Origin of the sequence: Frankia sp. AgPm24, assembly GCF_023243055.1 — a bacterium.
Taxonomy (GTDB): domain Bacteria; phylum Actinomycetota; class Actinomycetes; order Frankiales; family Frankiaceae; genus Frankia; species Frankia umida.
On sequence record NZ_JALKFW010000223.1, the window covers coordinates 49,011 to 72,618 of the forward strand.

The 23,608-nt window shown below is 70.2% G+C and carries 20 protein-coding genes; 13 read left to right on the forward strand and 7 right to left on the reverse strand.

Features of this window, described 5'->3' with window-relative positions:
• Nucleotides 1–58: 58 nt before the first annotated feature.
• Both MXD61_RS26720 and MXD61_RS26725 read left to right on the forward strand, forming a co-directional pair.
• Complete coding sequence (locus MXD61_RS26720) at nt 59–4,543, forward strand: molybdopterin-dependent oxidoreductase (RefSeq protein ID WP_308222860.1); 4,485 nt, start codon at nt 59–61, stop codon at nt 4,541–4,543.
• 74 nt (nt 4,544–4,617) lie between these two features.
• A complete protein-coding gene (locus tag MXD61_RS26725) occupies nt 4,618–4,779 on the forward strand; it encodes a hypothetical protein (protein WP_248816177.1) in 162 nt (53 codons plus the stop codon).
• 61 nt (nt 4,780–4,840) lie between these two features.
• Here MXD61_RS26725 and MXD61_RS26730 read toward each other — a convergent pair whose 3' ends face one another.
• Complete coding sequence (locus MXD61_RS26730; RefSeq protein ID WP_248816178.1) at nt 4,841–5,419, reverse strand: Rieske (2Fe-2S) protein; 579 nt, start codon at nt 5,417–5,419, stop codon at nt 4,841–4,843.
• 262 nt (nt 5,420–5,681) lie between these two features.
• Here MXD61_RS26730 and MXD61_RS26735 point away from each other — a divergent pair, with 262 nt between their 5' ends.
• The 9 genes from MXD61_RS26735 (at nt 5,682) to MXD61_RS26775 (ending at nt 15,560) form a co-directional block, all read left to right on the forward strand.
• Entirely contained in the window at nt 5,682–6,779 is a 1,098-nt protein-coding gene (locus tag MXD61_RS26735) for a DUF2889 domain-containing protein (RefSeq protein ID WP_248816179.1), read from the forward strand.
• Nucleotides 6,780–7,116: 337 nt separating this feature from the next.
• Nucleotides 7,117–7,830 carry an RNA polymerase sigma factor gene (locus MXD61_RS26740; RefSeq protein ID WP_248816180.1) on the forward strand — a complete coding sequence of 238 codons (714 nt, stop codon included), beginning with the start codon at nt 7,117–7,119 and terminating at the stop codon, nt 7,828–7,830.
• Nucleotides 7,827–8,669, forward strand: a complete 843-nt coding sequence (locus MXD61_RS26745; RefSeq protein WP_248816181.1) for a Rieske (2Fe-2S) protein — start codon at nt 7,827–7,829, stop codon at nt 8,667–8,669. The genes MXD61_RS26740 and MXD61_RS26745 overlap by 4 nt, the downstream gene beginning before the upstream one ends.
• 121 nt (nt 8,670–8,790) lie before the next feature.
• Entirely contained in the window at nt 8,791–9,309 is a 519-nt protein-coding gene (locus tag MXD61_RS28605; protein ID WP_248816182.1) for a cupredoxin family copper-binding protein, read from the forward strand.
• Nucleotides 9,310–9,392: 83 nt separating this feature from the next.
• A complete protein-coding gene (locus MXD61_RS26755; protein WP_251080677.1) occupies nt 9,393–10,313 on the forward strand; it encodes a metallophosphoesterase in 921 nt (306 codons plus the stop codon).
• A gap of 232 nt (nt 10,314–10,545) precedes the next feature.
• The gene (locus MXD61_RS26760; RefSeq protein ID WP_248816184.1) at nt 10,546–10,899 is read left to right on the forward strand and encodes a group 1 truncated hemoglobin; all 354 of its coding nucleotides are present in this window, start codon (nt 10,546–10,548) and stop codon (nt 10,897–10,899) included.
• A 174-nt stretch (nt 10,900–11,073) separates the two neighbouring features.
• On the forward strand, nt 11,074–11,946 hold the full coding sequence (locus MXD61_RS26765; protein WP_248816185.1) for a hypothetical protein: 873 nt from the start codon (nt 11,074–11,076) through the stop codon (nt 11,944–11,946).
• 210 nt (nt 11,947–12,156) lie between these two features.
• On the forward strand, nt 12,157–13,140 hold the full coding sequence (locus MXD61_RS26770) for a fumarylacetoacetate hydrolase family protein (RefSeq protein WP_248816186.1): 984 nt from the start codon (nt 12,157–12,159) through the stop codon (nt 13,138–13,140).
• 437 nt (nt 13,141–13,577) lie between these two features.
• Nucleotides 13,578–15,560: an HNH endonuclease signature motif containing protein gene (locus tag MXD61_RS26775; protein WP_248816187.1), complete on the forward strand. Its 1,983-nt coding sequence runs from the start codon at nt 13,578–13,580 to the stop codon at nt 15,558–15,560.
• Here the strand turns inward: MXD61_RS26775 and MXD61_RS26780 are convergent.
• The 4 genes from MXD61_RS26780 to MXD61_RS26795 form a co-directional block, all read right to left on the reverse strand.
• Nucleotides 15,522–16,922: a replication initiator gene (locus MXD61_RS26780; protein WP_248816188.1), complete on the reverse strand. Its 1,401-nt coding sequence runs from the start codon at nt 16,920–16,922 to the stop codon at nt 15,522–15,524. The genes MXD61_RS26775 and MXD61_RS26780 overlap by 39 nt on opposite strands.
• 641 nt (nt 16,923–17,563) lie before the next feature.
• Nucleotides 17,564–17,890, reverse strand: a complete 327-nt coding sequence (locus tag MXD61_RS26785) for a hypothetical protein (RefSeq protein ID WP_248816189.1) — start codon at nt 17,888–17,890, stop codon at nt 17,564–17,566.
• Nucleotides 17,887–18,264 carry a hypothetical protein gene (locus tag MXD61_RS26790; protein WP_248816190.1) on the reverse strand — a complete coding sequence of 126 codons (378 nt, stop codon included), beginning with the start codon at nt 18,262–18,264 and terminating at the stop codon, nt 17,887–17,889. The genes MXD61_RS26785 and MXD61_RS26790 overlap by 4 nt, the downstream gene beginning before the upstream one ends.
• Nucleotides 18,265–18,357: 93 nt before the next feature.
• The gene (locus MXD61_RS26795; protein WP_248816191.1) at nt 18,358–18,783 is read right to left on the reverse strand and encodes a hypothetical protein; all 426 of its coding nucleotides are present in this window, start codon (nt 18,781–18,783) and stop codon (nt 18,358–18,360) included.
• Between the two features lie 420 nt (nt 18,784–19,203).
• On the opposite strand from MXD61_RS26795, the gene MXD61_RS26800 reads away from it, so the two are divergent.
• Nucleotides 19,204–20,631: a hypothetical protein gene (locus MXD61_RS26800; protein ID WP_248816192.1), complete on the forward strand. Its 1,428-nt coding sequence runs from the start codon at nt 19,204–19,206 to the stop codon at nt 20,629–20,631.
• Between the two features lie 716 nt (nt 20,632–21,347).
• On the opposite strand, the gene MXD61_RS26805 is transcribed toward MXD61_RS26800, so the two are convergent.
• Nucleotides 21,348–21,596 (reverse strand): energy transducer TonB, encoded by a 249-nt coding sequence (locus tag MXD61_RS26805; protein WP_248816193.1) that lies wholly within the window; start codon nt 21,594–21,596, stop codon nt 21,348–21,350.
• Between the two features lie 187 nt (nt 21,597–21,783).
• On the reverse strand, nt 21,784–23,172 hold the full coding sequence (locus MXD61_RS26810) for a recombinase family protein (RefSeq protein ID WP_248816194.1): 1,389 nt from the start codon (nt 23,170–23,172) through the stop codon (nt 21,784–21,786).
• Nucleotides 23,173–23,270: 98 nt separating this feature from the next.
• Between MXD61_RS26810 and MXD61_RS26815 the strand changes: the two genes are divergently transcribed.
• Complete coding sequence (locus MXD61_RS26815) at nt 23,271–23,459, forward strand: hypothetical protein (protein ID WP_248816195.1); 189 nt, start codon at nt 23,271–23,273, stop codon at nt 23,457–23,459.
• Nucleotides 23,460–23,608 lie beyond the last annotated feature (149 nt).

Sequence of the window (23,608 nt, forward strand, 5' to 3'; positions counted from 1 at the left end):
GGGACATGGCGGCGGATGACGTGCGGGCGGATGACCCTGCGGGTGGAGGTGGGATGTGGTGTCGGCCGAGCGGGTCAGGTCGGTGTGCTCGTACTGCGGGGTCGGGTGCGGCATGATCCTCGAGGTCGAGCCTGGCCCGAACGGGGGGTCCCGGCTGCGCCGGGTCAGCGGCGACAAGGAGCATCCGGCCAACGGCGGCCGGCTGTGCACCAAGGGCGCGACGAGCGCCGACATGCTCGCCGCCGCGACTCCACGGCGGCTGCGCACCGCCCGTGACCGGCCCGTTCGCGGTGCCGAAGCTTACGACGTCCCCGTCCAGGCCGCGATCGACACCGTCGGCCGTCGCCTGCGCGCGATCATCGACGAGCACGGCCCGGACGCCGTCGCCCTCTACGTCTCGGGGCAGTTGACGCTCGAGGCACAGTACCTGGCGAACAAGCTCGCCAAGGGGTTCATCGGAACGAACCAGATCGAGTCGAACTCGCGGTTGTGCATGGCCAGCGCCGGCAGTGGCTACAAGCTGTCGCTCGGGGCGGACGGCCCGCCCGGCTCCTACGACGATTTCGACCACGCTGACACGTTCCTGGTCATCGGCGCGAACATGGCCGACTGCCATCCGATCCTGTTCCTGCGGATGATGGAGCGGGTCCGCGCGGGAGCCAAACTGATCGTGGTCGACCCGCGGCGCACCGCGACCGCCGCCAAGGCCGACCTTTTCCTGCAGGTGCGCCCGGGCACCGACCTCGCGCTGCTCAACGGTCTGCTGCACCTGCTGGTCGCTGGCGGCCACGTCGACGAGGAGTTCGTCGCCGAGCACACCGAGGGCTGGGCGGCCATGGAGCCGTTCCTCGCCGACTACCCGCCGGCGACGGTGGCGGAGCTGACCGGCCTCGCCGAGGACGACCTGCGCCGGGCCGCCGACTGGATCGGCGCGGCCCGCGGCACCTGGATGAGCTGTTGGACGATGGGTCTCAACCAGAGCACCCACGGCACGTGGAACACCAATGCCCTGGTCAACCTGCATCTGGCGACCGGCGCGATCTGCCGGCAGGGTGCGGGTCCGTTCTCCCTGACCGGTCAGCCCAACGCCATGGGCGGCCGCGAGATGGGCTATATGGGTCCGGGGCTGCCCGGCCAGCGCTCGGTGCTGGTCGAAGCCGACCGCGCCTTCGTCGAGCAGCGGTGGGGTCTGCCACCGGGACGGCTACGCACCGAGGTCGGACGTGGCACCGTCGAGATGTTCCAGAAGATGGCCGACGGTGAGATCAGAGCCTGTTGGATCCTCTGCACGAACCCGGTCGCCTCCGTCGGCAACCGGTCGACGGTGCTCGCGGGTCTGGCCGCCGCGGAGTTCGTCGTCAGCCAGGACGCGTTCGCCGAGACCGAGACGAACGCGCACGCCGATGTGCTCCTGCCCGCGGCGATGTGGGCCGAGACCGACGGCGTGATGATCAACTCGGAGCGGAACCTGACCCTGACCCGCCGCGTCGTCGACCCGCCCGGCGAGGCTCTGGCGGACTGGCGGCTCATCGCCGCCGTCGCCACCGCGATGGGCTACGGCGCGGCGTTCAGCTACGCCAGCGCCGCGGAGATCTTCGCCGAGATCCGCGCGTTCCACAATCCACAGACCGGCTATGACCTGCGCGGCATCACCTACGAGCGGCTGCGTGCGGGCCCCGTCCAGTGGCCGGCGGCGCCCGGTGCGGCCCCGCGCAACCCCATCCGCTACCGCAACGACGGGGTGAGCCAGCCGCTGCTGGTGCGCCCCGACGGCACCCGCCCCCGGCTGGTGTTTCCCACCCCGGGTGGACGCGCGGTCTTCCACCCCCGGCCGCACCTGCCGGCCGCCGAACTGCCCGACGACGACCATCCGTTCCTGCTCAACACCGGACGCGTCGCGCACCAGTGGCACACGATGACCAGGACCGGCACGGTGGCGAAGCTCAACCGCCTCAACCCCGGGCCGTTCGTCGAACTGCACCCCTCGGACGCCGCCGACCTCGGCATCGGCGAAGGCGACCGGGTGCGGATCGCGTCGCGCCGCGGCCACGCCGTGCTGCCCGCGGTCGTGACCGACCGGGTGCTGCCCGGTAACTGCTTCGCACCGTTCCACTGGGGTGACGTGTTCGGCGCCGACCTCGCCGTCAACGCCGTCACCAACGACGCCGTCGACCCGATCTCCTTCCAACCCGAGCTGAAGCTCGCCGCCGTGTCCCTGACCAGAGTGGACGTAGAACCGCGCACCGCCACCACGCCCGCGACCGGTCGCGCGGAACACCTCGACGCCCCCACTGGCAACGCCGCTGGCAGGGCCGCGAGTTCCGATGTGCCGATCACCGCGAGCCGTCCGGACGGCTCCGCCGGGCCCCAGACCGACGGGAGGCGTCCCGCGGACCGGAACCTGGCGCTGCTGCGCGCCCTGGGCACCACGTTCGGCCTCGACCCGGCGCCCCCGCCGCTGACCGAGCCGCAGCGCCACTATCTGTCCGGTTTCCTCGCCGCCGCGACCACGCTGGCCACACTGACCGCCGATCACACCACGGCCGTGGCCCCGCCCCTGCCACCCATCCCCGCGGACGCGCCCCTCGACCCGGCCACCGCCCTGTGGCTCTCCGGTTTCCTCGCCGGCGCCCGCCCCACCACCGAAAGCTCGGCGCCAGCCGACGTCCGCCCACCGACGGACGACTCCGTCAGCATCACCGCCCCGGCCACCACAGCTACAACAGCTGGTACAGCCGGCACCAACGTCAGCGGCGACACCGGCGACAGCGGGCCCGGGGCCGGTTCGGATCCGGGGGCACGGGTGGTGCAGGTGCTGTGGGCATCGCAGACCGGTAACGCCCAGGAAGCGGCCGAGACGATCAGCGACCGACTGACGCGGGCCGGTTGGCGACCGCGGCTGCGGGAGATGTCGGTCTCCACGACCGAGATCATGCGTGACCCCGGCGATCTGCTCGTCGTGACCAGCACCTTCGGCGACGGCGACGCCCCCGACAACGGCGGCGTCCTGTGGGACGACCTCAGCGCCGAGGATGCCGCCCGGTTCGACGGTCGTCGCTTCGCCGTCGCGGCCCTCGGCGATTCGAGCTACGCCGATTTCTGCGGCCATGGCCGGCGCCTGGACGAACGCCTGGGTGCCCTCGGTGGCCACCGGCTCGTCCCCCGCGTCGACTGCGAACCGGACTACGCCGACGCCCTCGGCAGCTGGCTCGACGACGTCCTGGCCGCACTGACCACCGCACAGCCCGCACGGGTCGCCGCACAGCCCGCACGAGTCGAGACACGTCCGGCGACGACCGCGCTGCCCCGGCCGCGGACGTCCTCGGAGGCGGACCGGACGCCGAGCCGCACCGATCCGCTGCCGGCGCCGCTGGTCGGCAACCGTCTGCTCAGCGGGCCCGGATCGACGAAGGAGGTACGCCAGTTCACCTTCGACGTCGGTGGCGGCCGTCTGGACTACTCCGTCGGCGACGCGCTCGGAGTGTGGCCGGTGAACTGCCCCGAGCTGGTCGCCGAATGGCTGGCTCTCACCGGACTCGACCCGTCCATCCCCGTCACCCTCGAGGGCGGCCAGGGCCGACCGACCTTGGCCACGTCGATGCCGCTGCATCTGGCGTTACGTCATCACGTCGACCTCACCTTGGTGCGCCCTGAGCTGCTCCGCTTCCTCGCCGACAAGAGCAACAACAGCACTCGCGCCAGCAGCACCGCCCGTGCCACCGGCGGTGCGGACGGACCGGGGGACGTCGCGCGGTTGCGCGAGCTGCTGGCGGCCGAACGGCGCGCGGACCTGGCCACCTGGGCCTGGGGATGGCAGGCGGTCGACCTGCTGGCGCAGTTCCCGGTGCGGGCGCGGGCCGAACAGTGGTTGGCGGTGCTGCCGCGACTACGGCCACGGCTGTATTCGATCAGTTCATCGCCGCTGGTCAACCCGTCCGCCGTGAGCGTGACCGTCTCGGTGGTCCGGTTCGCGAATCCCCACGGACGCGTCCGTGGGGGCGTGTGTTCGACGTTTCTCGCCGACGCACAGCCAGGTGACCCGCCGGTGGACGTGTTCGTGCAGCGCTCACCGCACTTCCGGCTACCCGCCGACGATGCCACGCCCATCGTCATGATCGGACCGGGAACGGGCGTCGCCCCGTTCGTCGGGTTCCTCCAGGAGCGTCAGGCCCGCGGTGCCCGTGGCCGGGCCTGGCTGTTCTTCGGTGAACGCCACCGCGCCACCGACTTCCACTACGCCCCGGAACTGACCGCTCTGGCCGAGGCCGGCACGCTGAGCCGGCTGGACGTGGCGTTCTCCCGCGACCAGCCGGCCCGCGTCCACGTCCAGGACCGGCTGCGCGAACACGGCGCCGAGCTGTGGTCGTGGCTCGCCGACGGCGCCCATCTCTATGTCTGCGGGGACGCGGCCCGGATGGCCCGCGACGTCGACACGGCGTTACGCGAGATAGCCACGACCCACGGCAACCTCACCCCCGAGGACGCCGCCGCCCACCTGCGCACGCTCGCCGCGCAACGCCGCTACGTCCGCGACGTCTACTGACCGTCCGGGACGGCCCGTCCGGGACGGCCCAGCTTGGACGGCACGCCCTGGCTCGAGGGGGACGTCACGGTCAGGTGACCATCGCGTCCGCGGTGCTCGTGGCGGCCGGGGGCGGCAGTGGCGAGGGCGGTTCCCTGGTCCTGACCGGCCGGCCGCCGCGGGAAGTCGTCAACGTCGTTGATTATCTTGGAGACTCCACCGCGGGCGGCCGGGAACCGCCGCGACGTCCACCGTGATGTGTGGCTGCCGCGACGGCAGGTCGTCCACCTGGGCCAGCCCTGAGGCCAGCAGGGTGTGTCAGCTGCCGAGGACCAGGTTCGTGCCGTCGACGGACACGTTCGCCGCGGGCAGCGCGGTCTGGGCCGGACCGGCCTGCGGCGAGCCGTCGGTGATGCTGAAGTCGCTGCCGTGGCACGGGCACTTGATGACACCGTTCGCGACCGCGTTCACCTGGCAGCCACGGTGCGTGCAGGTGCTGCTGAACGCCTTGTAGCTGCCGGCGGTCGGCTGGGTGACCACGACCTTCTGCGCGGCGAAGATCGTGCCGCCACCGACCGGGATCGAGCTGGTGGCGCCGAGCACGGTGCCGCCGCTGGCGCTGGCGCCGCTGGATGCGCTCGCGCTCGCGGATGGTTCGGTGCTCGCCGTCGCCGATGTGGAGGGCGAGGAGGTCGAGCCCGACGATGCCGTGTCGTCGGAACTGCCCGAACTGCCGCAGCCGGCGACCAGCACCGCGCCGGAGGCGGTCGCGACGATCGCCGCGCTGGAGAGCACCCCGCGCCGCGTCGCGGGACCACGGGAGGCTGCGGCGCCAAAGGCCGCGTCGCCGTGTCGGTCGTCGCGCGCGTGCTGGGCGAGGTCGTCGAGAGTGGTCATGTCGCTCCTTGCGGGGTCGCCGGCCAGGGTCGAGTCGCTCACCGAATGACACGGGGGCGGGTGTGGACCGGTTCAGCCCGGATCGCGGCAGTTTCAAGCCACAGTGTCATCACAGAGTTCACAGCTGCGTCATAGGTCAGCGACGTAGTGCGAGCACAAGGCAGAGCGCACAGTAACAGTCCCCGGACGAATCCCGCCGATCCCCACGCCGTCCGTGCACGATCATGGCGTGTGCCGCGGGGACGCGGGTAGCGTCAAAAGGGTGCATCCTCGGCACGGCATCCACGATCCGAGCGCCGGCACACCGTCGCGGCGCCCCGGCTCGGTGCGGCGTACCCTCACCGTCGAGACGCGGTATCCGGCCGGCCTGCGCGGCACACTGGCCGTGCACGGTCGAGGTCGGGATCTGGTGACCCACGCCGACGGCACGGTCACCGTCGCCGCCACGGGCTCCCTCGAGATCGAGGTGGACGGTTTCCACAGCCGTACCGTCACGGCCGTGCGCACCACCCCGGCGGTGCCCGCGCTCGCCGGGCTGGTCGGCGCCCGGCTGCGCGGCGGTTTCCGCACCCGGCTGCGCGAGGTCGCGCCTGATCTCGCCGGCTCGCAGCCGATCCTCGCCGCGCTGCTCGACGACGTCCCGATCGCCGTCCTGGTCAGCGGCACCATCCTGCTCCACGTCGCCCGCACGGCCGCTCTCGCCGCCGGGACCGCACCCGCCGATCCCGCGGGTCCGCCCACGCCCACCGAGGTGGGGCTGCCGCCGGGGGCACCGTCGGCCACGGAGCTGGCGCGCGGCGCGGATCAGTGCGCGGGCTGGCGCCACGGCGCGACCATCATGGTCGAGGTGTCACGCACAGGTCGTCCACCCGCCCCGACCGGACCGCCGGCACCCTGGCTGGGCTCCCCCGACGACCCGCTGGCCTGGCACGTCGGCGCCCTCGATCCGCTGGCCCCGTTGAGCTCCCGCCGCCACCGCCGCATCGATCTGACCCCCACCGAGGCCCCCGCCGACGCCGAGCTCACGGTGGACGTCCTGTTCCGGGACAGTTACCAGCCCGAGGACGAGCCGCAGACGATCGTGCACGAGTACGAGGTACACGGGGCTCTGGACGCATACTCCACCCGGTTCACCCGCCTGGCCGCGACTCCCCGGGTGCTGCCGTGGCTCGAGTGCCCCGAGGCGGTCCCCAGCGCCGCCTGGCTGGTCGGCCAGCCCGCCGGCGACGCCCGCGCCACCGTTCGCCGCGACTTCGTCGGCCCTCCGACCTGCACCCACCTCAACGACACCCTGCGCCACCTGGCCGACCTCCCGGCTCTGGCGAGCCTGTTGCCACCGGCGGGCCAGATCTCCTCCTGAACCACCGAGCCACGGAACCACCGAGCCACGGAACCACCGAGCCGGCGAGCCACCGAGCCACCGAGCCGGCGGGTCACGGAGCCGGCGGGTCACGGAGCCGGCGGGTCACGGAGCCGGCGGGCCGTGCGTGGCGTCCGGATTCGGAAGGTGTCGTGTCCGCGACAGAACGCTGCGTGTAACCCGGGGTGCTATTGGCTGGTGTGCGCGAGACATCGAGCGGGACCGCCGACGCCGGCCGTCCGGGACAGCCCGGGTGGTCGGCCCGACGAACCACACGGGACGGTGGCACCAGGTGCAGGGCGGCGCGGGACGTCGGTTCGGACGCAGGCCGTCCGACATGACGCAACCGGTACGTGACCGACGCGTCGACGGTGTCCGGACGCCACCACGGCTGCGTATCGTCGGCCCGACGACCGGTCCCACGCCCCGGGACGGGACCATCTCGGGCCTCGAGCCCGCACCGGACGTGGAGCCGGCGGCGGACGCCTCCTATCCCGGCTGGGAGGACATCTACCGCGACAACGTCGACCGCATCTACCGGCTGATGTTCGCCAGGGTCGGCAACAGGGCCGACGCCGAGGACCTGACGGCCGAGGTCTTCACCACCGCGTTGCGTCCGCTGCGGGTGTCGGCGAGCGTCGGTGAGGTCCGTGCCTATCTCAACGCCGTCGCCCGCACGGCCCTGGCCGCGCACTGGCGGCGCACCCTGGGGGTCGCGGTCACCGTCCTGGACACCGAGCATCTGGACGCTCTGGCCGCCGAGGCCACCCACGGCGCGCCGCGGCCCGCCGACCGATCGGACACGACTGCGAGCCCAGCGGTCGCTCCCCCGGCCGGACCCGACTTCGTCGGCGGTTCGGTGGCCGCGGCCGAACAGATCCTCGCGGCTCTGTCACCGCGCTACCAGCAGATCCTGCGGCTACGGTTTCTGGAATCCCGCACGATCCGGGAGGCCGCGGCGGAGCTTGGGGTGAGCGTCGCGAACGCGAAGGTCCTGCAGCACCGGGCGCTACGCAAGGCTGCCCAGCTCACCCCGGGAGGACGACCATGACGCGGCGCGCGAAGCACCGTTTCATCGAGGATCTGCTCCACGGCCGCCGTCCCCACCCGTTCGCCGCCACCAGCCAGGACGCCGCCGAGCTGCGCGCGGCCATCGCCCTGCGGGCCGCCGCCCCCGACGCCACCGCCCCCAGCCCCGACTTCCTCGCTGATCTGCACCGCCGCCTGGCCGCCACCCTGGACGCCACCGCGGACGCCACCGACACCCCGCCTCCCGCCGTCCCGTCACCCATCGGCTCGCCGCCGGCCGGCCCGCCACCCGTCGGCACCCTTGCCGCCGTTCAGTCTGATGCCGTGCGGCCGGATGCCGGCCAGCTCGGTGACGATGAGCTGGCCTCGCGGCGAGGCGGGACGGGCACACGGCGTCGGTTCGTCGGTGGCGCGTCGATCGCGGCCGCGGCGGCCACCGTCGGCGGCGCGGTCGGCGCGGTCGTCCAGCGGACGTTCGCCCCGACCGATACCGAGCCGCGACCCAGCGCCGAGACCTCGACGCTGATGCCGGCCACCGCGGTCTGGGCGACGGTCGCCACCACCCAGGACCTGCCCGAGGGGGGCGTGCGCGCCTTCGATCTGGGGACGGTCAGTGGCTTCGTGCGCCGCAGTGCCGGGCAGGTACGCGCCGTTTCCGGTGTCTGCACCCACCAGGGTTGCCAGCTCGCGCTGGACGCCGCGGAAAGCCGCCTGAACTGCCCCTGCCACCGGACGAGTTTCGCCATCAGTGGTGAGGTGCTGCATTCTCAGCTGCGTACTCCACCGCGTACGCTACCGGAATTTCGGGTACGCGAGGTGTCCGGTGTCGTACAGGTGTATGCGCCGCCCCGCCCGGTGTGACGTCCGGCGCATTCATGTCGGCGTCTGGACGTGTAACCCGGCGGCCTATTGACAGGTGCGGAGCCGGCACCGAAGCGGGCTCATGAAGCCAAGGCCCGATACGGGCCGGAACGGTACTGTGGTGAACAACCAGTCTCTCGTCTGGTGGCGGCGGGCGCCGTTTTCCGGGGCCGTTCTCGCGACGGTCGCACTCACTGTTCTCGCCGCCTGCGGATCCTCCGGAAGCGACACGGCCGCTGCCACCCCACCACCCGCCGCCACCGCTGCGGCGGACGGCGGTGCCACCGCCACGGCGACGCCCATGACCGGAATGTCGATGTCGGGTACGCCGATGCCCGGAATGCAGATACCCGCGGGTGGGACCGGTTCCGCGGCGCCGGCTCCCGTGACCGGGACAACCGTCGACATCAAGAACTTCGCGTTCTCCCCGGCGAACCTGACCGTCCGGGTCGGCACCACCGTCACCTGGACGAACCGGGATTCCGACGCGCACACCGTCGTCAGCTCCAACGGACCGCTGCGTTCACCGACGCTGGACACCGGTGACAGCTACCGGTACACCTTCACGAAGGTGGGCACCTACGCCTACCTGTGCTCGATCCACCCCTTCATGCTCGGCTCGGTAGAGGTGACCGCGTGAGCGCCGACACCGGTAGCACCCACGGCACCGGAAACGGCGACGGCGACACCGGCGGCGGTACCGGTGACAGCGGTCAGCGGGGAATGTCCCGGCGGCGGCTCGCGCGGCATGCCGCCTGGTTCGGTGCCGCGGTGGCGCTGACGGTGGCCGGGGGCGAGGTGACCCGCCACGTCATCGACGACGATCACACCGATGGCGCCGCCGCGGCCGCCAGTCCGACCACGGACATCCGGTTCGTGCAGGTCAGCGACAGCCACCTGGGGTTCCGTGGAACCGCCAACCCGGACGTCACCACGTCCTTCCAGCGGGCGATCAACCAGGTCAACACACTGCCCTACCGGCCCGACTTCGTCGTGCACACCGGCGACATCAGCCACCTGTCCACCCCGGCGCAGTTCGACCAGGCGAAGCAGATGATGTCCGCGCTGCGCACCGGCGCCGTCCACACGGTGCCCGGCGAGCATGACTCCGTCGACGACGGTGGCCGCGGCTACCTGGCCACCTTCGGCTCCGGTACCCGCGGCCAGGGCTGGTACAGCTTCGACCTGCGCGGGGTGCATTTCCTCTCGCTGGTGAACACGTTCACGCTGGAGGCCCTCGGTCATCTCGGCGCCGACCAGATCGAGTTCGTCCGCAAGGATGTCGCCGGCCTGTCCGCCGACACGCCGATCGTCGTGTTCAGCCACATTCCACTGTTCGCCATGTACCCGAAATGGGGCTGGGGCACCGACGACGCCGCCGCCGTCCTGAACCAGCTTGGTCGGTTCTCGTCGGTGACCTGTCTGAACGGCCACGTCCACCAGCTCTTCACCAAGCGGGAGGGAAATGTCACCTTTCACAGCGCGACCACGACCGCGTATCCCCTTCCCCGCCCCGGCGAAGGTCCCGCGCCCACACCGGTGACCCTTCCACCGGGAAAACTCGCCGGTGCGCTCGGGATTCGCGAGGTCACCTATCAGCCGGCCAACCCGGCCCTCACCGTCGCCGACACCCGACTCGCGTAACACGCGCCACCCGAGCCCGGGTTGGCCAGGCCGGTGACAATGGTGGTGGCACCTGCGCGCCACACCGGTGGAAACACCAGGGGAAACGAGCCAGGCGGCCCCCGGGCCGCCGGCCTTCCTTCCCGTACATGTGGACCTCCGGCACCTTACGTGTCCACCTGCGGGCGAGTTGAGTGAAGCAGTGGCCCATCTCCGGTCAGGCCGGGCCTCTACTGCGAAAGCGAGTCCTTCGATGAGCTCCTATGACACGATCGGCGGCGCGAAGGCCGTCGAGGCCGCCGTCGACGACTTCTACGTCCGGATCACGGCTGACCCGCAGCTCGCCCCCTTCTTCGCCGGCAAGGACATCCCCAGCCTCAAGGCCCACCAGCGGGCGTTCATCTCCGCCGCGATCGGCGGCCCCGAGACGTACTCCGGGCGCGTCATCCCCACCGTCCACGCTCCCCTGAAAATCAACAACGCCCAGTTCGACGCGGTGGTGAACCACCTGCTCGCCGCCCTGTCCGGCCTCGGCGTCTCCGCCCCCACCGCCGGCGACATCGGCGCCGCCCTCGCGCCCCTGCGCTCGGAGATCGTCACCGCCTAGTCACCACAACGGCCAGGCGTCGAGACACCGCACCACACCACACCGCACCGCAGCCGCCCGGGTCGGGCCAGGCCATCACCCGACCTGGGCTCGCGGCTGTCGCCGCCGGCCACACTGCCTACGAACCCTTTTGCTGTGCGACAATCTCGCGACATCACAGCCTCGGGGGGAACCATGGCAGCGCGTCGATTCGTCGTCACCGGATGGGCGGCCGCCTGCCTCCTGTCGGCCGGGCTGCTCGCCGCCGGTTGCGACGGCTCGTCCACCGCGGACGCGGCAGCCGCGGATCGCGACGCGCAGACGTTCGCCTCGTCCACCGCCGCGGCCGGTTCAACCAGCGGTACAGGCGGTGATGCCGAGCAGATCCGCGAGGCCAGCGGTACCCGGTTCGACTGCCCGAGCCCGCAGCGCAACCCCCGCATTCCCACCAACGCCACCTGTGTGAACGTCGCCATCAGCGACCTCGACGGCGACGGCCTCCCTGACCGCCTGCTCGTCTTCGAGCGCACCCCGCCCGGCGGTGGGCGCACCCTGCTCGCCCGCGCGATCCTCGCCACCGGCCAGGAGTCCGAGATCGCGCTGGACAGCCAGTTGGACGCCGGGGATTCGCTGCACCCCACGATCCTGCAGACCATCGACCTCAACGGTGAGCCCGGCGACGAGGCGCTGGTCGCCGTCGGTTACGGAGCCTCCACCGCCGACGCCGAGATCCTCACCGTCCTCGACAGCCGGCTGACCGCCGTCCAGGACGGCGCCGGCGCCCGTTTTCCCCTGCTCATCGGCGCCTCCGCCGCGGGCGGCGACGGTTACCGCTGCGTCGCCCGGACCGGTACGACAAAGCCGTCCCTGCTGGTCAACCACGTCGAGGTCGACGGCGCCGCAGGCACCTGGACCGTCACCAGGTTCCTGTACGGCTGGCAGGGCCCCCGCCTCGCCGAATTCCAGCGGTCCACCTCCTCCCAGACCGGCCAGCCCACCGAAGCTCAGCTCGACGCGCTCTCCTACGGCGCTCTCACCTGCGCCAAGCCCTACCCCGCCGCCTCCTGATCCACCGCACGCCGACCCGCGCTTCGCATGGTCTGCGGTGCCGGGGCTGCTCTGCATCAGTCGGGCGACGGCCGCAGTGTTCGGTGGTCGCGATGTTCGGTGGTCGCGAGCAGCGCTGCGGCATCCTTGGTAAGTCAGACTCGCCTTTCGCCTCGCACCACCATCACCGAGGGCAGGTGACAGGCCCGGCTGTTCGGAGGGTCGTGGATCATGCGGTTCGTGGGCGTACGAGAGGGGCGACGGGTTCTCGTCGGCCTGCTGCTGGTATCCGACGTGGACGGCACCCCGAGCGGCCCCGCGTCCGCGACGTCCGCCGTCACGCTCTCGGCTCCCCCTGCCTCACCTGCCTCACCTTCTGGTGTCAGAGTGGCGCTGTTGACCGAGGTGGATGAGTTCTATGCCGACCTCCACGGATGGTCCGACACCGCCCGACGGATCGTGGCCACGCAGGGCTGTTCATCCCAGGGGCAGCGCCCAACGGTCGAGGTGCCCACACCGGCCGACGTGCGCACGCTGGACGAGGTCGACCTCGTGCCGGCCGTGCGGGCGGGGGCACGGGTGCTGGGGATGGGGCTGAACTACCACGATCATGCGGCCGAGACGGGACTTGCGGTGCCGAAGTACCCGCCGCTGTTCGCGCGGTGGACGGCGTCGCTGTGCGCGGGCGGGACGCCGGTGCCTGTCCCACCGGGCGAGCGGGGGCTGGACTGGGAGGGTGAGCTCGCGGTTGTGGTGGGGACGGCGCTCACCGACGTGGACGAGGCGACCGCGGCCGCCGCCGTGTTCGGCTACGCGGTGTTCAACGACCTCAGCGCGCGACGAGCACAGGGATCCTCGGCGCAGTGGACGCTTGGCAAGAACGCCGACCGCAGCGGACCCATCGGCCCGGTGGTGACCGCCGACGAGGTCGGCGATCCTGCCGCGGGACTGCGACTGGTCACGACCGTCAACGGCGAGACCGTCCAGGACGGCGACACCAGCAACATGATCTTCTCGATTGGACGGATCCTCTCGTTCGCCAGCCGGACCCTCACCTTGCAGCCCGGGGACATCCTGATCACCGGCACGCCCGCCGGCGTCGGCTACACCCGTACACCCCCTCGCTACCTTCACCCGGGCGACACCGTCGAGGTCACCATCGAGCGCCTCGGCACGCTCCGCACTCCCATCGTCGACTCCACTCATCGCCCCTGACCACATCGCCGTGCTTCCCGCCACCCCGACGATCGCCAGCAGCCGGGCATGCACCGCGGGCCTGATTCCACAGGCGTGATTCCGCGGGCCTGCCGGCTCGGCCATCGGCGCGGCCCGTCCCCGCTCTGCGGACACAGCCCACAGCGGCTCCACCGCGGCGAGCCCCACCGTCCGCGTCACGCCGAGACGGGCCCGAGGCAAGACATGCCCGGAGGCGGAACATGCCCTGGTCCCGTTGTACGTCGCGCGCCCTGGTCGGAGGTCCCTGGATGCCTCGGTCGCATCAATCCTGGTCACACGAGACGATCGCCGAACACCGCCAGGAAGGGTGGTCGCACGTCTAGCCCTCTCGGGGGGTGCGTTTTCCACAGGGCCATCCTTCCAGGAGATTCGAACAAGGGTTCGACATCCTCCCCGGATTGCGCTATCGTTCGATCATGCTCATTCATCCGAATGAAGCCGCCGGCCCTGAACCGCATGGCGGCCCCCCTGACGGCACCATCTCCAACGGACAGGAAGATCTCCCTCTCGGCGTTCCCATGCCTGCCGATCTGGATTTTGAAGACAGCCCGTACTCCTCCGATGGAGGTGGATCCTTCCGCCTGGATCACAAGATTCCCGAGGATGCCGAGAAAATCTGGACAGAGAATTCATCCGAGGGATTTCCCAGCTCTCCCCAGGATTCAGCAGGTTCCGTCGATGGGCTGCCCGCGGCCTCCGCGAGCGGCGGGCGTGGCCTGCCGGAGGCAGAAAGGCTGCTGGGGTTGTTGGACGCAGCGGTGAATGCGATGCTGGGGTCCGAGAAATGGCGCTGGTCGTCGGATGACGTCACGGAGGCGCTGTGCGCTCTGCATGAGACGGCCGCGCGGCTGGCCGCGGTGCGCAGCCTGGTCCTCCTCGAAGCCGAGGATCGAGGCCTGGCCAAGGACGCAGGTGCGGCCGATCTGTCGTGCTGGCTGGCGGGTCGGATGGTCATGGCGAAGCACGAGGCCGCCCAGCAGGTCGCCCTCGCACAGCAGTTGTTCGCCGGCCCGTATCAGGCGACGGGCGAAGCCCTGACAGACGCACGGATCAGTGAGGCGCACGCCCAGGTCATCCGCGCGGGGATGGAGGCCCTGCCCGCCGAGGTTCCCGAGGAGATCCGGGCTCGGGCGGAGCAGCAGCTGATCGAAGACGCCCAGCAGCTCGACGCGTCTCAGTTGAAGAGAGCCGCGATCCGGCTCCGTGAGCAGCTCACGGAGGTGGATTCGTCCCCCGGTGGGGACGATCCCCATGAGGACAGCCGCACCGGTGAGCACTCCCGGTCCCGCCGCGCCGACAAGAACAGCCCGGACGACAGCGGCGAAGGCGACGGTCAGGATGACAGCGCCGAGGGCGCGTTCGCACGATCCGGGCAGCAGCGGGATCCGCATTCCGCCCGACAGCTGACGTTCGTGGACACACCGGAGGGCACCACGCTGATCCGTGGGGAGCTCGACCCGGAAGGAGCCGGCCTGCTACGCACGGCTCTGGACGCGCTGTCCGCCCCGACGCCGACGGTCAATGGGCAGCGCGATCCGCGCAGCCCTGCCCGTCGCCGGGCGGATGCGCTGGTCGAGTTCGTCCGCCATGCGCTGTGCGCGGACGTCGGCCCGTCCGCCGGGGGCACCCGGCCGCATTTGAGCGTCGTCATCGGCTGGGAGACACTCGTCGGTGACGCAAACGAGCCGGGAATGACCAACTGGGATCTCCCGCTGCCCCTGGAGGTCATCCGTCGCATCGCCTGCGATGCTCAGGTCAGTCGCATTGTTCTCGGCCCTGAAGGCGTCCCGTTGGACGTCGGCCGAGCTGAACGAGTCGTTCCCGCGCACATCCGCCGGGTGCTGGTTTCCCGGGATAACTGCTGCGCGTTCCCGTACTGCGATCGGCCGCCATCCTGGTGTGACGCGCACCATGTGCGCCATTGGACGGATGGCGGGCCGACGAGCCTGGATAACCTCACACTCCGATGGAGGCACCATCAGTCGATCATGTGCCCCATCGGGGCGGGGGCCCGATCAACCGTCGAAGATCGTGTTTGTGTTGGTCGGTCAACCGGGGTGCCCGCGCCAACAACCGAGCCACATGATCAGCAATCGATGATCGTTCTGTCTGCGGGAGGGGCCCCACCCGCCCACCCGCATCTCCCGCGGTCGCCTTCTCCATGTCACCGCCGGGTGCCCGGTGTGAGTCCTGGCCGCCGGCCCTGGTCGCTGGCCGTTGCTCCCCGGCCGTCGAGGCGGGCGGGCTTGCTGGCATATCGGTGCCTTCGGCACTCTTCTCTGGCCTGGCCACCGGGTCAGCCGGAGTGCTCTGGCCGGTGGGGTCCCAGCCGTCGAACGGCAACAGCCCTGGTTCTCCCATCAGGACCGCCCACCGGTCGACACAACCCCACCAGATGACCCGTCCTGTCGGGGTGGTCCGTTCCCAGGGGCACCGCGGCCGGCATAGGCCCAGTCCCTGACGATGATGGTGCGTGGGTCGCCGTCCGGGCGTCCGAACCCGTCCACCAGGCCGACGCCCGCGTTCGCCGCGGCCATGGTGCGTGCGAACACCCGCCGGGAACCCCGCAGCGTCCCGAACGTCGTCGAATACCGGTGACTTTTCGTGATCCAATGGCCGCCGAAACCGAACGCATGCGACCAGCGCAGCAGACCCGACAGCCGCCCTGGGAGCCGTCCGGCCGCCGTGTCCAACGCTTCCGCGAACCGCTCATCCGCGGCGAGCTGCCAGCAGGTTTCCACCAGCCGCCGGGCATGCCCGTCCACCCGCAGCAGCCCCAGATGCGCCAGGCTACGCACCGGCCGATCCAACGCCCCACCGCCACTGACACTCTTCGTCAGATACTTCGCCAGATAGCTGGCGATCTTCCCGCCCGAGTCCGGACCGTCGAGTGCGAGGGCCCGGATGTCATGCTGTTCGCCCCAACGCACCAGACGCACCTGGTCGGGATGGGCGGGGTCGGGTGCCTCCACGGTGACGTCGGCCAGGACCGCCCGTAGACAGTCCGCCACCAGGTCCACGCCCGCCCACACCGGGGGCGCCACCACCTCGTCCGGATCGGCACTGCGGCCATCGACGCGGACCACGACATGCAGGTGCACCAGGCCACGGGCCTGCATCTCCGCCGCCTTGACGAACGTCACCCGCACCTGCCGGCGCAACGCCGCCACCGACCGGCCCGACCCCGCCGCCACCGCCGACTCCAACCGGTCCCTTGTGGCCTTCCACAACGTCGGCAGCATCGCGTTCCACACGACCGCGCCCCGATAGTCGAAGCAGTCCACACACAACGGCCGACCCAACCTGTGATCACCATCGTCGTGCCTGACATGGCAGCCCAACGGCCGACCGTGCGGGCACACACCCCGCCGGGGCCGGCATGCCTGTGCCGGCCCGTGCTTGCCCGCGGAGCGCCGCGAGTGCACCGGGCCGAAACTCGGCGCGGTCAACGTCACGAACAGCGCCGGATGCCCACCCACCGACACCGGAACACCACTACCCCCCGCCAGACCAGCCAGCACCAGCCGGCGCGCATCCCGCTGATAGGTGGTACTACACGCCGGACACACCGACTCCCGCCGGTTGTTACACCGCACCTGCACCACACCATCCGGCTGCCCAGCCGAGGAGAACACCCGCCGCACATCACCGGTCGCCCGATCCACATGATCGGTATGGCCTTTCAGGCGGATCGGACTCGAACAGCCACCGGCCACCGGCCGGTTTTCGGGCAGGCTTACGCCGAGGTCCACAGAATTCACCGGATCCCTTCAGGCCGCGCGCCCCTCGACCCGGAAATAGTCACGGGGGGTGGCACGCGGAAAAAGAAACGGAACAGAATCGGGTAGCCGACAGGCCGCACGCAGAAGGCGGCCAGCGGAGACAGCCGTTTCGGCCGACGTCAGGCGTCGGCCTTGTGACCTACCCGCTCATCTCCCGGGGATTCCCGGACCACAGCACACGCCACCGGCACATCTGCACCACCCCATGCGGAAACGTCAACACGACGGGACCAGGCCACGCAGACACGTGACCGGGGTGCAGTAGCCCGAGCCTAGTCATGCCGCTCGTAGGCGGCTCTCAGTGACAGCCCGAGTAGTGGCGTACTGCCCTACCAAAACTAAAATAATTAGTGACGCAGGGCCGCAGCCCTCAATGCCATTTCCGACTCTACCGCACAGGGTCGGGCAAAGCCAGGCGAATAAAGCAACGGTCCCGGACTGGTGGGAGGGTGCTCCGGTCCGGGGCTGTCTGCGGCCTACCGGCATCGCCGCCGGTGGATGGTCATCTACGGGGGCAGGTCCCGCCCGGTGGACGAGTGCCGGGCGGGACCCCCATGGCGGCCGGGCCGTGCCCCGATCCCGACCGTCAATCTTTGTTCACCAGCCCGCAGGTCACCGGCCTACGAGTCGTCCGGGCCGGCCAGGTCTGGCAGGTCTGGCAGGTCGAGCCGTAGGCCGGCCACAACCTGATGTGTGGTCGGGTCGCGTAGCGCGCGGGCCATCAGATAGAGCATCGGGTCGGACAGGGTCACCGATCGGTGGACCGCCGGACCGGCCAGCAGGTCGACCGTGCGGGTCACGATCGCGTGGACGGTGTCCCGGTCGATGTCGGGCATGTCCGAGGCGATCCGCGCGGCCAGTGCCAGCCCGACCCGCCGCCGGAACGACCCCACCGGGTCGCAGGCCCGGACCACCCGCCTCGACGTCCGGCCGGTCGCCCTGGTCATGACCCCACCTGTCCGGCGGCTATCTCGGCGTTGCTGACCGCTGGCAGGGAGTCGACTGCCCGTGCTCGGATGGCTGCCGCGATCTGCCGCCACACCGACAGCGGCATCCGTAGCTCACGGGTGCGCACGTAGCCGAACTCGACATGCACATGTCCCACCCGCAGCGCCACCAGGACCGCCCCTCCTTCCGCTCCCTGCCATCTGCTCCACGCGGGGTGCAGCGCGTCGAGCTTGCCGCCGTGGACGGCCTCCACCAGGACCAGCCACACCGGGTGCGGGACGCTCACCGTCACCACCTCGCCGGCATGCCGGTAGCGGATCAGTACCTCGGCCCCCGACCGGCCGAACCGGCACATCGGCGCTACCGGACTCACCTGCCACGACATAGCCAGCCTCCCGCCGTTGTGGGACCTGCCCGCCCGCACCCGATGAGCGCTCACGCACGAACGGACAGGCCGATCGATGGGTCAGACGCCCGCCGTCTGACGTGGCATGCTCTGGCGGACCGCATTGGTCAACAGCACGGTGACCTCGGCGTGTACGGCGGAGACCTTCCGGACCTGGTCGGCGTCGAGGGTCTCCAGCGCGTTCATCCGGTGGCGCACCCAGGTCCGGCCCAGTTCCAACGCCTGATCCGCCCAGCCGACCAGCAGCTCATCCACCGCCTTGAGCGCCGCCGCCGTCGGCAACACCGCCCCGAACATGATCAGGTGAATGTTCGCGACGTCCGCCGCCATCCCCGCCAACATCCGATCCGCCTTGGCGGTGTAGTCCGTGCACGAGCCGACCAGCGCCGGAACCTTCTCGTCCTCGATCCCGATCCAGTCCTTCGCGTGCAGCTCCCTGGACAGCAGTTGATCCGCCGGCACCAGGTCGAACGCCGCCGCAGACAACAGACCCATCATCACCACTCCCGATCACACAGACGAAAAGGCTGGTTAGCGCGGCTCCCGTCGAGGGCATCGGGGCCAACCCGACAGGAGCCGCCGAAATCAGTGTTCGCCCAGGCCAACGCCCATCCAAGTGACAGTCACAGCCCTTGTGAGGGCCGCGGGAGGGCCGGCACGGCCACGTCCCCGGGCGCCGCCGGAGTGACATTCACAAGCCCACGATCATGATCGCCGTGATGTTGACACCACACGCCAGACCGACACCGCCAGCCTGGCCCGCCTACGTCAAGGGGTCATCAGGGTGACGTCAGAGTGCCATCTACCGGCCGTTCAGACGCGAAGCGCGGCCGAGGGGTGACAGAACGCCGACCCGAACGGGACGATCAACCTGTCCCGTCGCCGCAGCCCCGCCGTTGGAGTGCCATGAACGAGCCGAAGCCGGAACGGACCCTTCTCGCCCGCCTGGTCCACGAACGGAACTGGACCGTCCATGACTTCGCCCGACACTTCGACCACACCGGACGATCGATCCCCGACGAGCGACCGATGACCGTCAGCATGCGACAGGCCAAACGCTGGCTGTCCGGTGACACCATCACGGGCCCGCATCCCTCGGCCCGCCGAGTCCTAGAAGTGATGTTCGATCATCCCACCGCCCGGCTTTTCGCCCCGCCCACCGCCGGAACGACCCCGGGATCAGCTTCTCTACCTGCCAGGCTGGTAACAGGCCGTCCGGAGGGTCACGATGGTGACATCTACCTCGGTGATCCGGAGGAGGTGAGCCCGACGAGACGCAGGGACCTACTCAACCTGACCGCTACCGCCCTGGGGCTGTCCGCCACCGGCGTAGCGGCGATCACCGCGCCCGCCGACCGCCTGGCAATCCTCGAACGCGCCACCGCCGGCAGCGGCGCCGCAGACGCAGCCGAAGGCGCCCTTCGCACCGTCGTCGCCGACTACCTTCATCATCCACCCGCCGAGACCCTGCGCCGCGCGATCGCCATGCAACAGCTCACCGACGCGATCAGCGCCGAGCACGTCCTTCGCCCCGCCGACCAGGCACGGGTCTGGCGCGTGTCCGCCGTCGCCACCGGCATCCGCGGATGGTTGGAAAACAACGCCGGACGCACCACCGACGCCCGTGGGTCGTTGCGCGAAGCCCACCGCAGAGGCGAACTCCTCGAAGACCCCCAGATCATCGCCTGGACCCGGTACATGCAGGCGGTTGTCGAGGAGTACACAGGTAACCCCACCCGCGCAGAGTGGTACGCCCGCGACGGACTCACCCACGCTCCCAGTGGACCGCAACGCGCAATCCTTCTCGGTGACAGCCTCGCCCGAGCCCGTGCGACTTCCGGCGATGTGAGCGGCGTGGACACAGCCGTGTCCGAGGCCCGGGAGATCGTCGCGAAACTGACCCCGGAACAGCAAGGACCACCGGACGAAACCCGCACGATCGTCGACTGCCTGGACACCTGTAGTCCCCTGCTCTTCGCGCAGACCGCCGGAGCCGCCTACGCCCAACTGGGACTCCCGGACCGCTATACCGCGGTCACAGCCCAGGCGCGAGCCGACGCCCACGCCGACCACAACGACCGGGAATCACTGTTCTACGCCGACGAAGCAGTCGCCGTCGCCCGCAGCAAAGCGCCCGACCTCGACCGCGTCTCGGTTCTTGCGCGGGACAGTCTTCGTCTCGCCGGAGCCTTCCAGACCGGCCACATCACCAGCCGCCTGAACATCATCTTCGCCGCCACCGAGCCCTACCAGGACCACCCGGTCATCGGCGATCTCGCCGACCAGGTCCACGCATGGCGAGTTGCCCGAAGCACGCCCAAGGACCTCGTCTGACCCGCAGACCTGCACCAACGGCAACGATGCTTGATCGTCGCTGATTCTCTTTATGGTTTCAAGGGCGGCCCTGCGGGCCGCCTGGGGCCTGCCGCACGCGCCGTGCTCGCCGGGCCGCCACGCCCGCGGAGCTCGCCGCACACGTCGGGGCCCCGGGCCGCGCAAGCGCGGCCCCTCCCCGCCGGAGCGTCGGCCCCGCGGGTGTGTCGTGCCCGTCGGCCCGTCGGAGCGTCAGGCCCCAACAGCAACAAGCAGGAAGGCGCCTACGGCCCTGACCTTCCCGGGCATCGGCAGGACGCTACCGGTTCGCGCTGGCCACTTATCCAGGATCGGTGTTTCTCCGGTGGAGGCTTGGACGTCGAGGCTCGCAGAGGCGTTCATGGCTGTTGGGGCTCTGCCCCAAACCCCGGCCCTTTCTCCGGAGGAGGGGGCCGCCGCCGGTGTGGGTGGCGGGCGGGGTGGGGTCCGCTGATCGCCTCCGCCGCCCGGTCCCCCGAGGGCTACCCCGGAACCCCCCGCCCACGCAAGGACGCACAGCCACCCGGGGTGGTGCGTGGCGTTGGCGTCCTTGCCCGGTCGGGAGAACCCGGGGTAGGGCTACGCCGCCCGACCGACGGAGGAGATCAGCTCAGCCCGAACCCTGCGGACAAGATCAGCCTCGAGTCGGGTGGGGTGGTCCGCCGCCGGACCCGAGGCTGATCACAGCCGCCTGTCGGCTACGTGGTGGGGTTGCCGGGCCGGGGGCGTCCGGGCCAGTCGTGATGTTGGGTGGAGTACCACAGGCTCGCCGCCGACCCGGCCACGGTCAGCGAGTCCCACCACTTCGCCGCCACGTCGTAGGGCATGTCCTGAGCGACACTCACCCGCACGCCACCAGGCAGGTAGAGGGTCGGGCGCATCACCGAGAACCGCGGCGACGCCCGGGGGAGATACACATCCGCGAGTTCCGCCGGATGAACAAACAAGTCCGCTCCCAGAACCGAGCGAGCCGTACCGCCGATCCTGGACTCTGGCATCATGGCCATGGGTTCCACATCCTGTTCAGTTCAGGAATTGGGATCAAGGCCCGGGGGAGGTGCGCTCACACCACCCCGGGCCGCTTTCCTACCAGCCCCCGCCCGCACCGCACGGGGGATCTTTCCGGCTGTCCTGCTATGCCGCCGGCACGACCGGGAAGCGTTCGGGGTTCGGGATGACGTCGATCGATTCTTCGCCCGCATGTCCGCCCCGGGTGGTGGGCAGGACCGTGACCCGGCACAGGTAGTCGACGACGCTCCGCCGCCGGTCCAACGGCAGCCCCGGGAAATTCTCCGCCGTCACCCCGTGCAATGCCGAGGGCAACACCGACAGCTTCTCTTCCCGTTCCACCTGGTCGAGTTTGGCCCGCAGCCGCCCCAGGTTCCGCTTCAAACCATCCGGGGAAACGTCGGCCAGGTCTTCGGTCGGGTCCCCGATCAACGCGTCTTCCACCTCACTGATCCGCAGCCGCAGGACATCCGCCCGCGCCCGCAGATCATGCGCGGGCACCGCCGTGCCCGGCACATCGAACGTCACCCCGTCGCGCATCAGCCAGCCCACAACGAACCGGGTGACCACGTCGTCCACCAGATCACCCCGACGCCGCAGATGATTATCCGACGCGCAGCGGTACATCTGCTGTCCCGCCCGGTTCCCACCGGAACGCATCACCTGACCACACCGGCCGCACCGGGCGATCCCCGACACCAAACGGTTCGGCTTACTGCCCGGAGACGTCCGCCGCGCGGGATCGGTGAGCACCGCCCGGCACACCTCCCACCGTTCCACGCTGACCAGCGCAGGCCACGCCGCCGGACCATGGATCTTGCCCTGGTGAACCCGGAACCCCGCGATCCGCCCGTTGAGCAGGATCCCCCGCAGCGCCTGCCCCGACCAGGGCTTCCCCGTCGACGAGGCCACGCCCGCCTGGTTGAGCTCCGCCACCAGCGCCCGCAGCGGACGACCGGAGATGATCCCTTCCACTGCCCAGCAGATCACTTCCTGTTCGTCCGGGCGCACGACCATCCCGCCCCGCTCATAGCCGAACGGCCGTTGTGCCCCCGCATGCGGAAGACCCGCATCCGCGTTCTGCAGCATCTTGCGACGGATCCGGTCGGAACGATGCTCCGACTCATACCGGGCCAGCCCACCCAGGATCCGCGCGTGCAACCGGCCCTCACCCGTGGACAGATCAACACTGCCGCCCTTGACCGTCTCGATACGAAGACCCGTCGCGTTCGCCAAGTCCACGATCTCTTCGAGTTCCTTCGGGCTACGCGTCAACCGGTCCACATGCCAGACCAGCAGAACGTTCCACCGGCCCGCACCGATCCCGGCCAGCAGTTCCTGATATCCCGGGCGCCGCTTCCCCGAATACGCCGACACATCGTTGTCCCGCACAATCTCAGGCCGCGGGATCCCCAGCCGATCCGCCAGATCGTTCAAGTCCTCCGTCTGCCGGGTAACCCCCAGGCCCGCGCCCTCACGATCCAGCGAGATACGCACATACCCCACCGGACGCACAAGACCCGGAACCGGAACCGCAGTGACGAAAGGATCAGTAATCGTCGTCATGTACCAATTTTAGATCTACCACTGACCGACGGTGCCTTAATTACAGGATGACAAATCTGGTGCTTCTCTGCGGTCAACATCATAGCCAGGTGCATCGCGAGCACTGGCAGATCGTCATGGGCGAGGATCGTCGCCCCTCCTTCATTCCGCCCGCTTTCATTGATCCGCAACGTCGCCCGCGTCGCAATCCTTATTCGCAGCCGCTGCCGGATATTTTCAGCTCCGTGATGGGCTAGCCCAGATCTTTCGCGCCTGGACCGGGTGTGATCGTGGGCTGGTCTCCCACTCTTGTTGATGTTGAGTTATGTCGTTTGGTCTGGGTGTGGCCGTGGCGGGGTGCCCCGGCTGTCGCGCGGGGTGGGGTGCCCGGTCCACGTCCGGGGGT